This window comes from Allobranchiibius huperziae (genome assembly GCF_013410455.1).
GTDB lineage: Bacteria > Actinomycetota > Actinomycetes > Actinomycetales > Dermatophilaceae > Allobranchiibius > Allobranchiibius huperziae.
Window position 1 is genome coordinate 427,543 of the sequence record NZ_JACCFW010000001.1, and the last position, 13,684, is coordinate 441,226.

Consider the following 13,684-nt stretch of genomic DNA (forward strand, 5'->3'; position numbering starts at 1 on the left):
GGAGGAAATCGGCGAGGCCACCGCCACCGTTCACGACGTTCCGTGGACGCGACAACGACACGGAGGAACGTCATGGCGACACCGCAGGAGCCGGGGTCAACGTCAGAGACCGTCCACACGCCCGGCGGGCCGCGACCTGCGGATCACGTGCACACCGTCGCCCCGGGCGAGGTCGTCGCAGCCGACGAGGGCGGCCGGTACCGGGTGGCGAAGAGGCCACCCCTGACGCTGCGGCGCACCCGCGCACTGCTCGCGACCGGCGACTACGCCATCACTCCCGGCGGTCTGCGGCCGAAGTCGATGATCCATCTCGTCGGACCCGACGAGATCGTGCGCCCCGACGGTGGACGGATGAAGCGCTTCAACACCCGCACCGAGACCTTCGTCGAACCACCCGAGACCACCGCGGAGATCGCGGAGCTGCCGGGCCTGGGCAGCGGATGGATCACGTACGCCGCGTACACCGAGGCGTCCACGAACGTCATCAGGTCGATGACCACGACGTGGACCGTGCCGCCCGAGCCGATCGCGGAGGACGGGCAGCTGCTCTACCTGTTCAACGGGCTGCAGGACAGCCCCGTGACCCAGATCCTGCAGCCGGTGCTGCAGTGGGGCGTGTCCCCGGCCGGCGGTGGCAACAGCTGGGCGTTGGCCAGTTGGCTGGTCGTCGGCACGAACGCGTTCCGCACCCAGACCCTGGTCACGGTGCAACCGGGCGACGTGCTGACCGGCGTGATGAAGCTGGTGTCCCGACACACGACCTTCGACTTCTGGACGTGCGAGTTCGTCGGCTTCCCTGACACGGTGCTGTCGGTGAACGTCACCGGGCAGTTGGTGATGCCGGTGCAGACGCTCGAGACGTACACGGTCGCCCAGTGTCGTGACTACCCTCCGACGCTGATGACCAGCATGCGCGACATCAGCGTCAACACCGACAGCGGTGCGTTGACAACGGCTTTCGCGGCCTACGACGCCATCACGGACTGCGGTCAGCACACCGACGTGGTCAGCAACACCGCGGGGGCAGGGCAGATCGACCTGAACTACTCGCAGCAGTTCCTGAGCCTGGCGCCCGCGCCGGTGGCGTCCATCAGTCGCACCCAGGATCAGATCGATCTCTTCGCCGTCGGGACCGACGGCAGCGTCGACTCCACCTTCTGGAACCCGGCCGGCGGCTGGCTGCGCACCTGGTTCCGGCTCGCGGACGGCCGCTTCGGGGACGACTTCACGATCGCTCCTGGCTCACCCATCGGCGTGCTCAGTCGCTACCCCACCCACCTCGATCTCTTCGCGACCGGCCGCGACGGCCACGTCTACAGCACGTACTGGGACGCCTCCAGCGGCTGGAGCGGACAGTGGTTCTGGCTGGGTGGCGACAACTTCGCCGACCAGTTCAAGATCCCGGTCGGCAGCCAGGTCAGTTGCGTCGACCGGGCGCCCGATCTGATCGACCTGTTCGTCGTGGGCCTCGACGGAGGCGTCTACAGCACGTTCTGGAACGCCGGAGGCGGCTGGAACAACCATTGGTTCCGGCTGGCTGACGGCCGCTTCGGCGACGGGTTCACCGTCGCCCCCGGTACGCCGGTCGGCGTCCTCTCGCGCTACACCGAGCACCTCGACCTCTTCGCCACCGGCCGCGACGGCCACGTCTACAGCACGTACTGGGACGCCAGCAGCGGTTGGAGCGGTCAGTGGTTCTGGCTGGGTGACGACAACTTCGCCGACCAGTTCAAGATCCCGGTCGGTGCGCCGGTGACCGCGTTGTCACGCTTCCGCGATCAGATCGACCTGTTCGTCAGCGGCCTCGACGGTGGTGTCTACAGCACGTACTGGAACGCCGGCACGGGCTGGAACAACCACTGGTTCCGACTTGCGGACGCCCGTTTCGGCGACGGGTTCACCGTGCCGCCGGGCTCGCCGGTGACCCCGATCTCGCGCTTCGAGGGTCACATCGACCTGTTCGCCAGCGGTCGCGACGGCCACGTCTACAGCACGTACTGGGACGCCAGCAGCGGGTGGAGCGGGCAGTGGTTCTGGCTCGGCGACGACCGATTCGCCGACCAGTTCACGATCCCGCCGGGAGCTCGCGTCACGGCGCAGTCGCGCGAGCAGGACGTCATCGACCTCTTCGTCACCGGCAAGGACAACCACGTCTACTCGACGTACTGGAACGCGGCGGGCGGTTGGGCCGGTCAGTGGTTCAGCCTCTGACGAGGTAGCGCGGCCTCACTCGGCCTCGCCCATGACCAGGCCCTCGATGGTGTGCTTCTGCACGATCGGCGTGAGCTGGTCGACGACCGGGCAGTGCAGGTGCCGGCGTACGCGCTCGGGCAGCTTGGCCCAGTAGCCCTCCGTGACGGCCAGGTCGTGGTGTTCGGCGTTGCCGGCGCCGGGTGCGTCCATCCCGATGACCAGCACGGGCCGGGACTTCTGGGAGTGGTTCGTGGTGCCGCGGTGGATCGTCAGGGCCGAGCGCACCGACATGTCGCCCATCTGCGGGTACTTGCGCACCGCGCGCTCCTCATAGCGCGACCACGTCGAGCGGTCGGGAAACATCTCGTGCTCGAAGTCCTCGCCGGTCTCCCACTGGGTGCCGGGTGCGATCTCGAAGGGGCCCATGTCCTGCTCGGTGTCGACCAGGGTCACGTTGAAGGCCAGGCTCGTCAGCCGCTGCTCGGTGCGCGTCACTTCGGGGGAGGGGAAGTCGCGGTGCCAGGGCTGGTTGTGCGCGCCGGCGAACGGGATGTCGAAGCCGACCTCGACGATCTCGTAGTCCGGCCCGAGGATCGCCTCGCTCACCGCGCGCACCCATGGGTGATCGACCAGCTCGACGAAGCCGCCCAGCGCCTCGGGGTGCATCTCCGCGTACCACCGGTTCGGGCCGCGGCCGACGGCGCCGTTCTCCAGCGATCGCGCCTCGCGGAACGCCTCCTCGACGTCGACCCGCATCCCGGCCACGAAGTCTCGCGACAGGGCACCCTTGCGCCCGATGATGCCGTCGGTGCGCAGCGCCTCGACCGCAGCCCGTACGTCGGTCTCCGTCACGTCGGGGCGCTGCGTCTCGGTCTCGCTCATGATCGGTTCCCTCTCGTGCAGCAGGCGTAGCTGTAGCGTTGTCGAAATTGCAACGTTGCAAACGTACGCCGGAAAGCGCCGCTGCGGTAGGTCTCACGAGAGGATTCAACGGTGGTGGGTCTTCGAGAGGTCGCCGAACGCGCAGGGGTGTCGGTGCGCACGGCATCCAACGTGGCCAACGACTTTCCGCACGTCGCCCCCGAGACCAGACGGCGCGTGCAGGCCGCGATCGAGGAGCTCAAGTACCGCCCGAACACCGCCGCCCGGCAGCTGCGTCGCGGACGCACCGAGGTGATCAGCCTCGTCGTCCCCGAGATCAGCTCGCCCTACTTCAGCGAGCTCGCCGCGATCACCGTGCGGGTCGCGGCCGAGCGCGGATGGACCGTGCACATCGACCAGACCGACGGCGACGCCGACCAGGAGCGTCGGATGATCCTCGGCCCGGCCGGTCGCAGCGTGGACGGCGTGCTGTGCAGTCCGTGGGCCGTGTCGCCGGCTGAACTCGTCGAGCTCGCAGCCGGCCCGGTCGTGCTGCTCGGTGAACGCGAGACCGACGGTGTCCTCGACCATGTCGCGATCGACAACGTGCGGGCGAGCCGGGAGGCGACGCAGCACCTCCTTGCCCGCGGGGACCGCGTGATCGGGGCGATCGGTGCGCAACCGCATCTGCAGAACGGCACGGCGGAGCTGCGTGTCGAGGGCTACCGGCAGGCGTTGGAGTCGGCGGGGCTGCCGTTCCGCGAGGAGCTCGTCATCCCCGTCCGGTCCCTGCACCGGCCGGACGGGGCCGCCGCCGTCACACGGCTTCTGGAGGTGGAGCCGCACCTCGACGCGGTCTTCTGCTTCAGCGACGAGCTCGCGCTCGGCGCGCTGCGCACCCTGCTCGAGCAGGGCCGCCGCGTGCCGGAGGACATCGCGGTGGTCGGCTTCGACGATATCGAGGACGGCCGCTACAGCACCCCGACGCTGACCACCATCGCACCGGACAAGACCCAGATCGTCCGGGTCGCCCTCGACCGGCTCGCAGCCCGCATCAGCAGTCCGGCCGAGTCCGATGACGACGGCCCGCTCGACCTGGTGGTGCCCCATCAGCTGATCGTCCGAGAGAGCACCTGAACACCTCAGAGGGCCAGGCCGACTCGGGCTACCAGGTGAGACCGCCGCGCAGCACGCTCTGCTGGTGGGCGGGGTTGCCGTTGTAGTCCTGTGCGGACACGTCCACGAGGTGGTAGCTGGTCACGTCCAGCCCCGGCGGCACCGGGTACGTCGCGGTGCCCGTCCGCGGCAGGGTGCCGACCGCGACCATCTTGTTCGCGACCGGGTCGAACAGCCAGACCTCGTAGTAGCCGTTGCGCAACGGCAGGTTGCTGGTGCGCACGGACAGTTGTTGGCCGGTGGACGTGCGGTGCACGGTGGCGCTGCCGTGCACGCCGGTCGGACCGCCGGCGATCTGCGCGAGGGTCGCCGACGCGGCGACGGCGGGTGAGCCTTGGTGCCGGGCGATCGCGTAACCGCCACCGAGTCCCGCCGCGGCGATCAGGACGGCGGCAGCCGCAAGGCCGGCGCGGCGACGCCAGGGCGGGCGGGGCGGCGTACGGCGCCCCGCCCGGACCACCGGCTCCTCGAGGCCGAGCTCGGCGGAGATGCCGGCCCAGACCGCCTCGGACGGTGCGGGACCGTCGCCGTACCCGGCGCCGCTGGTGCGGCCGAGCTCGACCGTGCGACGCAGTGACGACAGCTCACTGCGGCACTCCGCGCAGCCTTCGACGTGGCGCTCGAGCTCCGAGGGCTCGCCGAGCGCGAGCAGGCTGAGGGCCTCGAGCCGGGCGGAGTCCTCGCCCGGTCCGTGATGGGCGCGATGGTCAGGCGAAGGCACTGTCCTGCTCCCATCGTCGTCGTAACCGGATCAGCCCGCGCCGTACGTGACTCTTGACCGTCCCGACCGGCATCCCGGTGGCCGCGGCGATCTGCGTGTGGGTGAGGCCGTCGTAGAACGCTAGTTCCAGCACGCGCCGCTGGGTCTCGGGGAGCCGGGCCAATTCATCGGACACCAGGGTGCGCTCCACCACATTGTCCACCGACGCCGAGCTGTCCATCGCGGCGAAGTGCTGCGCCACCGAATTCCACGCGCGGCGCTGGCGGCCGATGTCACGCAGCTGGTCGACCGACCGGCGGCGCACGATGCCCACGAGCCACGCGGGCAGCGAACCCGCCTCCGGGTCGAACGTCGACCGGCCGCGCCACGCCGAGACGAAGGTGTCCTGCGTGACGTCCTCGGCGTCCGGCACGGAGCCGACGATCGCCAGCGCGATGCGGAAGACGAGCGGGCCGTAGCGGTCGTACATCACCCGCAGCGCCGCCTGCTCGCCCGCCACGAACAGCGCGGCGACACGTGCGTCGTCGTCGGGGTCCACTGCGTCGTCCGTCCGGTCGGGAGACTGCCCTCCGGCACCGTGGCGTGCCGGCAGGACGAGTCTGGCACCGGACGGGGCGCGACGGCGGAGGAACGCCCGCAGTGCATCCGCAACGGCCCTCGCGCCCGTAGAGCAGGTGTCATCCGTTCACGGGCAACACCCACGAAAGGCATGTTCATGCGATCACGCGTCATCACCGCCACGCTCGCCATCGCTGTCGCCGCAACCACGGCCTCCGTCGCGCTCGCGGGCCCGGCCGAGGCGAGCGCCGCCCACCGCGCTCGACCCGCCGCGGCGAGTCTGTCCGGCACCACCACCGTGACCACCGCCCAGGGCATCGCGCCCACGCTGCTGAAGGCGGGCATCCTGCCGTTGCCCGTGCCTGACACCCGTCTCGGCCTGCGCCTGTTCCCGTACCTGGCAGTCAGTTACGGCTTCCCGATCACCGGCGGCAACCCGAACCTGTCGGGTCCGAGCAGCGACATCCTGCACCGGGGCGGCATCGACTTCGTGTCGCTGCGGGGCAAGTCCCTGGAGATCGGCAAGTTCGACGTGTCGCTCGCGGACAAGAAGGTCTACGCGACCCAGGTGAACTTCGCCGCGGCGCGCATCCCCGTACTCGACCTCGACTTCTCCGGTCTGGTCGTCAAGCAGCGCAACGGCACCACCAACCTCTCCGGCATCACAGCGCGCCTCGACCCGGCGGCCGCCGGGGCGCTCAACAGCACCTTCGGCACCGCACTCCCGGCTGACGGCAGTCTCGTCTTCGGTTCGGTGAAGGTCACGCTGAAGAGCTGACCGTCCACAGAGACCGGCTCGAGGCGGTACGCGGCACCCCATCGCTGTGTGCCGCCTCGAGTCTTGTCGGGGTGCGGATTTTGCGTTTGTGGCCAGTGCTGCAGCACTGGCCACCGACGCAAACCGTCAGGCTCGGCCGCGATCAGTCGGTGACGTCGAGCAGCACCTTGCCGACGGCGCCGTCCTCGACAGCCGAGTGGGCCTCGGCTGTGTGCTCCAACGGGTAGTGGTGCAGCGGCAGGCCGTGCTCGTCCCCGATCGCGAAACCGCCGTCGGCCACCGCGGCGGTGACGTCGTCGGCCGCGGCGCGCAGAGCGTCCTGGCCGACGGTGTAGAGAAGCACCCACTGGATCCGGGCGTTGGTCGAGAACGTCTCCCGGACGTTCAACGTCACCTCGTCTCCGCCGTTGTTGGCGTAGACCGCGATGGTGCCGCGCGGTCGGATGACCTGCAGGTCGAGCGCGAGGTTCTGCGCGGGCGCCACCTCGACCACGATGTGCACGCCCTCGGGCGCGATCTTGCGGATCGCGGCGGCTGTGTCGCCTTCCCGGTAGTTGACGACGTGCTGCGCGCCGGCCGCCGTCGCCAGGGCTGCCTTCTCGTCCCCGCTGACGGTGCTGATCACCGTGGCTCCCGCCCACCGCGCGAGCTGAATCGCGGCGTTGCCGACCGCGCCGGCACCACCGGCGACGAGCACCGTCAGCCCGTCCATGGCGCCGCGGTAGAGCCGGTCCGGTCCTCCCTCGGAGGTGGTCAGTGCGCGGTGGGCGGTGACGGCGGGTACGCCGAGCGCCGCACCTACGTCGTACGACGCGCCGTCCGGCAGCGTGGTGACGTTGGCCGCCGGCAGCACGACCTGCTCCTGGGCGGTTCCGCCGGGGCGCTGGTGCTGGGCGAGCATCGTCCACACCCGGTCGCCGACATGCAGCCCGTCGACCTCGGGGCCGACCGCGTCGATGGTGCCCGCGCCGTCCTGACCCGGGACGATCTCGGGGAAGGCCAGCTCGCCGCCGGCACGGAACTTCCAGTCGGTCGGGTTCACCCCGGCACGCTCGATGCGTACGCGCACCTCGCCGCGTCCGGGGTCGGCGGCCTCGCGCTTGACCAGGTGCAGGACGGAGGCGTCGCCGCCCTCGGTGTAGACCACGGCGCGCATGAGAATCCCTTCGTCGACAACGGTGTACGCACGGTGCAACGTCGGGACCGGCTCGCGTTATGCCGTGCGGCGGGTCCGGCGGACGCTAGGAGTCCACTCGTTCGTTCGTCGGGTCGCCGTCGGCCCCATCGCTCATCTCGTGGAGCCACGCGGCGTGTTCGCGGCGCGCCCAGTGTCGAGACACCCAGCCCGTGCGCATCCCCTCGCGCGCCTCGGGGTCCTTCATGGCGAAGGTGATGTGGCCGATCACGAGCAGGCCCACGGCGATCGAGAACCAGTCGTGGACGAACGTAGCGCCGGTCCGCCAGGGCAGGGGCGCCAGCGTGACGAAGTACATGATGATGCCGGTGGCGAGGAGGACCAGGATCGAGCTGGAGGTGAGCGCGCCGTTCAGCTTCTGCCCCGCGTTGAACTTGCCGACCCGGATCGTGCCGTCACGCCGCGTGCGGGAGCGCAACCAGCGGCGGTCGGCGGTCGAGAACCGGCCGAGGCGGTTTAGGTCCGCCCGGTACGCGACGGAGACCACACCCAGCAGCATGGGCACCGGCAGCGCGAAACCGCAGTACACGTGGATCAGTTCGACGAGGTGCCGATGCCCGATCGCGACCGACAGCGAGCCGTTGTAGAGGACGGCGGCCGTCAGGATGCAGACGATCATCAGGACGGCCGTGACGCGGTGGACGATCCGCTCCGCGAGGCTGAATCGAGGGATGCGTCCGTCGTCGCCCTCCGATACGGAATCGAACGACGCGGACGCGCTACGCGGGGAGTCGTCCGTCGATGGCATAGCCCCTCGGTTCCCAGTAGCCCGGTATCTGGTGGTCGGTCAGCTCGATGCCCGAGAGCCACTTCGTGCTCTTGTAGCCGTAGTTAGAGCCGACGTACATGCGCACCGGCCCACCGTGGTCGTGGGTCACCGGTGCCCCCAACATCTCCAGCGCCACCAGGACGTCGTCGGCCCGCGCTTCATCCAGGGTCAGCGACTCGGTGTAGGTGCCGTCGAAGGACCGGAACCGCACTGCTCGTGCCTGCTTGCTGGGTTGGGCGCGTTCGATCAATTCGGCCAATCGCACGCCGGCCCAATGAACTTCGGGCACCTGCCATCCGGTGACGCACTGGAAGGTCTGCACGAACGCTGTACGCGGCAGCGCCTGCAGGTCGGCGTAGGAGTAGGTGTGCGGCGCTTCGACCAGACCCGACACGGGAAGTCGGTACGTCTGCGCCGGTTCGGTGCGCACCGCGCCGGTCACCGAGTAGTAGCGGAAAGTGTCGCCGAGGGGGATGAGGGAGAGCAGACCGGTGGGGTCACGTTGTTCAACCGGCCCGAGGAGGCTGGACAGTCCGTTCGACACCCGGCTGCCGGCCACGATGCCCACGGCGCCGAGCCCCAGCACACCGAGCATGACCCGCCGACCGACAGGCGCGCCCTCGTCGACGTTGGACGCTCGGGAGTCTCGTGACGCATGATGACGGCGAATCTGTAGGCGGCTCAGCGGGATCGGCCCCTCGCGCCCGCCGCGGCCACTGCGAGACCGACGATGATGATGATCGGGCCGGCCACGGCCCAGAACGTGTTGTTGCTCATCGAGGACCCCTTCATCACCCCGATGCCCTGCAGGGTGAACACCAACCCGAGCAGTGCCACCACGACTCCGAGAACGACCCAAGCCGGCTTCTTCAAGGCATCCACTCCTGCGTCGACGGTGTCGTTCGATAGCTGCTCGATCGATGCTACGCGGGGCCCGGCGCGACTCATCCGCTGATCACGTCCCACCTGGGGAGCAGTGGGCCAGAGGCACCGTGCGAAGCTTCGATCGTGGGGTTGTGGGGGCGTGCACGTACGGCCGTCTCGACCACGGGGCACATCGTCGTGCTGGTCGTCGTGGCCAGCGGTTTCGTCTTCTTCGTGGCGCTGGGCGTGGACGGCCTGGGCGGTCTGCACCGCCCGGTCCATTGGGGCACCTTCACGGAGACATCGAGCAGCTGTGATGTCTGGGACCGGCAGTGCACGACCACGGGGGACTGGTTGAGCCAGGACGGGTTCACCGTGAAGTCGGGAGTCACGCTCGATGGCAGCACAGGAGACGACGGGTCGGTGCGAGCCGGGTACCAGGTGGGCGGGATCTCCGATGACGAGGATGCGAACGTCGTACACACAGCGTTCTGGATCGCGGCAGGACCCTGGGTGGCGTGGCTGATGGCTCTGGGCACGGGAGGGTGCCTCGGATGGCAGGTCCGGCACTGGCCCCGAAACCGGGGCAAGCCACAGCGAAATGCACGCAACGGCATTGTGCCGAGGCACGCTGCGGCTGAATGATCAGCCGATGAGTTCTGCGATCGCGGCGGCGATCTCGTCGGGTGAGAGCTGCAGGGTGGCTCGGCCGACGTTCAACTCCACCTTCATGACGTGCGGGTCGATCGTGCTCTGTGCCCCGCGGAAGGTCTGCAGTCCGTCGCGCTCCAGGATGCGAGCGGCGTTCGCGGTGAACGTCGGCTCGTCGACCCGCAGCAGCAGATGCATCATCGAGGTGTGCGGCGGATCGGGGACGACCGTGACGCCGGCGACCGGGCGCAGCGCGTCGGCGATGGCGCGGGCGTGCGCCAGCCGGGCAGGCATCTCCGGCAGCCGTTCCGGGAGCAGCGCGAGGGCGGACGCGGCGAGCGGCCACAGCCCGTACAGGGTGCCGCCGAGTCGGCGACGCCACTCGCGTAGTTCGTCGGCCACGTCCGTCGCGCCCACGACGCAGCATCCGGACAGCGCTCCGATGCCCTTGTAGAACGACACGTACGCGGTGTCGAAGAGCGCTGAGATCTCAGCGGGGGAGCGGTCGTACGCCGCCGATGCCTCCCAGAGACGGGCGCCGTCCAGGTGCAGGCTGACCTCGTGGTCGCGGGCCCATTCCACCTGGGACGTCAGCTTTTCCCACGTCGGCAGCTGGCCGCCGATCTCGCGCTGCGGGAGCTCCAGCAGCAGGACGGCGAGCGGCTCGGGGACGGCCTCCAGGTCGGAGAGCCGTAGCAGTCGCGTCGGGTCGCCGACGGTGCGCGTGGTGAGGCGGTGCAGACGGGTGATCGTGTCCAGCTCGTGGATCTCGGGGTGCGCGAGGGGGTGCCACGCGACGGTCGAGGAGATGTGCCGCGCCGCGTGCACCGTCAGCGCCGCGCCCTGGCCCATGATGCCGCTGGGGAAGAACACCGCCGCAGGCTTGCCGAGCAGCTCGGCGGTGTACTGCTCGAGCTCCTCGACGGCGCCGCCGTTGCCGTACATGTCCGTGCCGGTGTCGGGCGGGATGGTGGCGAGCAGGTCGGCGGCGGATTTCGGGCCGTCGCCGTTGAGGAACCGTGTGGGAGGTGCGTCGGTCGCCGGGGGTTCGTGGGGAGTGGTCGTCACGGACCCATCGAACACCTCGTCGGCCGCAGTGCGTGCGGGAGACCGTGCCGAGGGTCCTCGAGTACCCCTGCGGTTCATTTACTCGGTGAGCGTTCCCCGACCGAGGTAGTTGGGTGGAATGAGGCACGGCATCTCGCCGTACCGCTTCCCCGCTTCGACGACGCGACCGAGCGTCCGCGTCACGAGGGCCTGGTCGGAGTCCAGTCGGCGGAACCGGGGAACGACACTGGCTTCGAGCCACGGCCAGCGGTCCTCGAACCGCGTGATCCTCGGCACCGACCGGGCGCGCAGCGCGGCCGTGAGTCCACGGGTCAGCGAGTACGCGGAGAACGACGTGAAGTACCGGACCTGCTGGCGGACGCCGCGTACCTCGAACGTCGTCGTCGCGCCCATCGAGATGAGCCGTGCGAACATGCCCGACAGGCTCTCGAAGAGCGGCTGCACGACGACGCGCTGCTCATGCTCGAGAAGAGCGAGGTTGCCGGCCCAGACCTGGTCGGCGGCATCCCGTCGGTCCTCCTGCGACGACCGTTCGTCCGAGAGAACCGCGGCACCACGGTCGATCGTCTCGAAACCCGAGAGCAGGCCAGCGTATTCGCGGTACGGCCCCAAGAGACGTCGCAGGCCCTGGATGCCGTCACCGGACGCAAGGTAGGCGAGGTGGACCCAGAAGATGTCGTCGTAGATCGCGTTGTTGATCTGACGCATCCTGTTCGCGTCGCCCGTCAGCAGCCGGCGGCTCAGGCTGCGAGGGAGGTCCACATAACCGTTGCGGTCGGCGTCCAGGCGGAAGGGGAACAACACCAGGCGCGCATGGTGGGAGGCGATCGCAGCCATCCCGGCCCACTTGAAACCGGTCGGATGCTGGGCGTTCAGCCACGCATAGCGCGAGGAGATCTCCATGTTGCGATGGAAGGCGCAGCACGGCGGACTCAGCAGGGCCTGGGCAGCGGCGCGCCATCCCTCGACGCTGTCCGGTGGACCGTTCGGCAGCGCCAGGTCCAGAGCTCCCACGGTGGGTCACCCCTTAGCAGCGGGGACGAACTGCGCTTTGCGCCCAGTGTGCACCCGGACGGCTCAGGTGCGCCCGACGAATCGGCCGACCCGGCGGATGCGCAGTCCCAATGGCCCGCGGGGCGTCAGGCCGTATCGGTCAGCGCGAGCGGCGGCTGAAGTTCGCCGCCGAGTGGTTGCCACCCGACGCCGCACCCGCGCCACGAGAGCCGGAGCCCCCGGTGCGGGAGCCGGAGCCACCGCCGGAGCGGCGAGGACCCGAACCCGATGCCGAGCCCCCGGAACCTGAACCGGACCCGTTGCGGCGCTGGCCGCCGCCCGAGCCGCCCGCGGGGCGTCCCGAGCCCGAGCCGGCACCGCGACCACGTCCGCGACCGCCCGCCTGGCCGTTGGACGAAGGCTTCTTGGCCGAACGCTGCTGCTGCGGCGCGGCCGGCGGGACGTACCCCTCGACCAGGACGCGCTCGCCCGGGGCGAGTTCGCGCAGCACCGGGTGCTCGGTGTTGGTGACCTGCGTGGTCGTCGGGTGGATGCCCGCGGCCCGGGTGAGGCTGCGGACGTCGCCGCGCTGATCGGGGGTCATCAAGGTGATGACGGAGCCCGCGGCGCCGGCCCGCGCGGTGCGACCCGAACGGTGCAGGTACGCCTTGTGCTCCGACGGCGGGTCGGCGTGGATGACCAACGCGACGTCGTCGACGTGGATGCCGCGCGCCGCGACGTCCGTGGCGACGAGGGTGTGCACAGCGCCGGAGCTGAAGGCCTCCATGTTGCGAGTGCGCGCGTTCTGGCCGAGGTTTCCGTGCAGGTCAACTGCCGGGACGCCGCGGCTGTTCAGCTGCCGCGCAAGGGCTTTCGCGCCGTGCTTGGTGCGGGTGAAGACGATGGTCCGGCCCGGTGCCGAGGTCAGGTCGACCAGCACCGGCACCCGCAGGTCCTTCTCGAGCCCGAGGACATGGTGGGACATCGCGGCGACGGGGGACTGGGCTGAATCGGCCTCGTGCGTCACCGGTTTGCGCAGGAACTCACGGACCAGGACGTCGATCGCCTTGTCCAGGGTGGCCGAGAAGAGCAGCCGCTGGCCGTCCTTCGGCGTCTGGCGCAGCAGGCGGCGTACGCCGGGCAGGAAGCCCAGGTCGGCCATGTGGTCGGCCTCGTCGAGGATGGTGACCTGCACGTCGTCCAGGCGGCAGAATCCTTGAGAAATAAGGTCTTCCAGGCGACCCGGGCAGGCGATCAGGATGTCGACACCGGCCTGCAGGCCGCGTACCTGCGGGTTCTGGCCGACCCCGCCGAAGACGGTCAGGGTGTTCAGACCCATGGTGCGGGCCAGCGGCTTGATCACGGCGTCGATCTGGGTGACCAGTTCGCGCGTCGGGGCCAGGATCAGCGCGTGCGGTTTGCGAGCCACGCGGGGGCGCTTGGACTCGGCGAGGCGCGCCACCAGGGGGAGGGAGAAGGCCAGCGTCTTGCCGGAGCCCGTGCGGCCGCGGCCGAGCACGTCGCGACCTGCGAGCGAGTCGCGCAGGGTCGCGGCCTGGATGGGAGTGGGCTCGGCGATGCCTTGGCCGGTCAGTACGTCGACCAGGAGAGCGGGCACGCCGAAGTCAGTGAAAGTTGAAGTCATCAAATCGCGATCTAGAAGAAGTCTCCCCGGACCGGCCGGTTCTCCAGGCTGGAGGGCCGCGCATGGAGCGAACTCGACATGCGGATCAATTCGTGGGTGAGACAGACGCCGAACTGATGCACCTCACGATACCGGCGCGAAGGCTGTGAGCCGAATCGGCGCGTGCACGCGGAGTGTCTGGACCCCAGTGGCAGACATCTGCGTCGAGCGGC

14 protein-coding genes are annotated in these 13,684 nt (G+C 69.7%); 4 read left to right on the top strand and 10 right to left on the bottom strand.

The window, feature by feature from the left end:
- Positions 1–72: 72 nt before the first annotated feature.
- Entirely contained in the window at positions 73–2,211 is a 2,139-nt protein-coding gene (locus HNR15_RS02035; RefSeq protein ID WP_179478716.1) for a PLL family lectin, read from the top strand.
- Between the two features lie 15 nt (positions 2,212–2,226).
- On the opposite strand, the gene HNR15_RS02040 is transcribed toward HNR15_RS02035, so the two are convergent.
- Entirely contained in the window at positions 2,227–3,075 is an 849-nt protein-coding gene (locus HNR15_RS02040) for a phytanoyl-CoA dioxygenase family protein (RefSeq protein ID WP_179478718.1), read from the bottom strand.
- Between the two features lie 111 nt (positions 3,076–3,186).
- Here HNR15_RS02040 and HNR15_RS02045 point away from each other — a divergent pair, with 111 nt between their 5' ends.
- Positions 3,187–4,191 (top strand): LacI family DNA-binding transcriptional regulator, encoded by a 1,005-nt coding sequence (locus HNR15_RS02045; RefSeq protein ID WP_343048376.1) that lies wholly within the window; start codon positions 3,187–3,189, stop codon positions 4,189–4,191.
- Positions 4,192–4,219: 28 nt separating this feature from the next.
- Here the strand turns inward: HNR15_RS02045 and HNR15_RS02050 are convergent, their stop codons facing one another.
- Both HNR15_RS02050 and HNR15_RS02055 read right to left on the bottom strand, forming a co-directional pair.
- Entirely contained in the window at positions 4,220–4,951 is a 732-nt protein-coding gene (locus tag HNR15_RS02050) for an anti-sigma factor domain-containing protein (protein ID WP_179478720.1), read from the bottom strand.
- A complete protein-coding gene (locus HNR15_RS02055) occupies positions 4,938–5,489 on the bottom strand; it encodes a sigma-70 family RNA polymerase sigma factor (RefSeq protein WP_343048377.1) in 552 nt (183 codons plus the stop codon). The genes HNR15_RS02050 and HNR15_RS02055 overlap by 14 nt, the downstream gene beginning before the upstream one ends.
- A 177-nt stretch (positions 5,490–5,666) precedes the next feature.
- Here HNR15_RS02055 and HNR15_RS02060 point away from each other — a divergent pair, with 177 nt between their 5' ends.
- Positions 5,667–6,287, top strand: coding sequence for a hypothetical protein (locus tag HNR15_RS02060; RefSeq protein WP_179478721.1), 621 nt, complete (start codon positions 5,667–5,669; stop codon positions 6,285–6,287).
- A 142-nt stretch (positions 6,288–6,429) separates the two neighbouring features.
- On the opposite strand, the gene HNR15_RS02065 is transcribed toward HNR15_RS02060, so the two are convergent.
- From HNR15_RS02065 to HNR15_RS02080, 4 genes are all read right to left on the bottom strand, one after another.
- A complete protein-coding gene (locus tag HNR15_RS02065) occupies positions 6,430–7,443 on the bottom strand; it encodes an NADPH:quinone reductase (RefSeq protein ID WP_179478722.1) in 1,014 nt (337 codons plus the stop codon).
- 85 nt (positions 7,444–7,528) lie between these two features.
- A complete protein-coding gene (locus HNR15_RS02070) occupies positions 7,529–8,230 on the bottom strand; it encodes a cytochrome b/b6 domain-containing protein (protein ID WP_179478723.1) in 702 nt (233 codons plus the stop codon).
- Positions 8,202–8,846: a molybdopterin-dependent oxidoreductase gene (locus HNR15_RS02075; protein WP_179478724.1), complete on the bottom strand. Its 645-nt coding sequence runs from the start codon at positions 8,844–8,846 to the stop codon at positions 8,202–8,204. The genes HNR15_RS02070 and HNR15_RS02075 overlap by 29 nt, the downstream gene beginning before the upstream one ends.
- 86 nt (positions 8,847–8,932) lie before the next feature.
- A complete protein-coding gene (locus HNR15_RS02080) occupies positions 8,933–9,124 on the bottom strand; it encodes a hypothetical protein (protein ID WP_179478725.1) in 192 nt (63 codons plus the stop codon).
- Between the two features lie 135 nt (positions 9,125–9,259).
- On the opposite strand from HNR15_RS02080, the gene HNR15_RS02085 reads away from it, so the two are divergent.
- The gene (locus HNR15_RS02085) at positions 9,260–9,760 is read left to right on the top strand and encodes a hypothetical protein (RefSeq protein WP_179478726.1); all 501 of its coding nucleotides are present in this window, start codon (positions 9,260–9,262) and stop codon (positions 9,758–9,760) included.
- Here HNR15_RS02085 and HNR15_RS02090 read toward each other — a convergent pair whose 3' ends face one another.
- From HNR15_RS02090 to HNR15_RS02100, 3 genes are all read right to left on the bottom strand, one after another.
- Complete coding sequence (locus tag HNR15_RS02090; protein WP_218883511.1) at positions 9,761–10,834, bottom strand: beta-eliminating lyase-related protein; 1,074 nt, start codon at positions 10,832–10,834, stop codon at positions 9,761–9,763. It abuts the gene before it with no gap.
- 78 nt (positions 10,835–10,912) lie between these two features.
- Positions 10,913–11,848, bottom strand: coding sequence for a DUF2515 family protein (locus HNR15_RS02095; RefSeq protein ID WP_179478730.1), 936 nt, complete (start codon positions 11,846–11,848; stop codon positions 10,913–10,915).
- Positions 11,849–11,987: 139 nt separating this feature from the next.
- Positions 11,988–13,472, bottom strand: coding sequence for a DEAD/DEAH box helicase (locus HNR15_RS02100; protein ID WP_179478731.1), 1,485 nt, complete (start codon positions 13,470–13,472; stop codon positions 11,988–11,990).
- Positions 13,473–13,684: the final 212 nt, after the last annotated feature.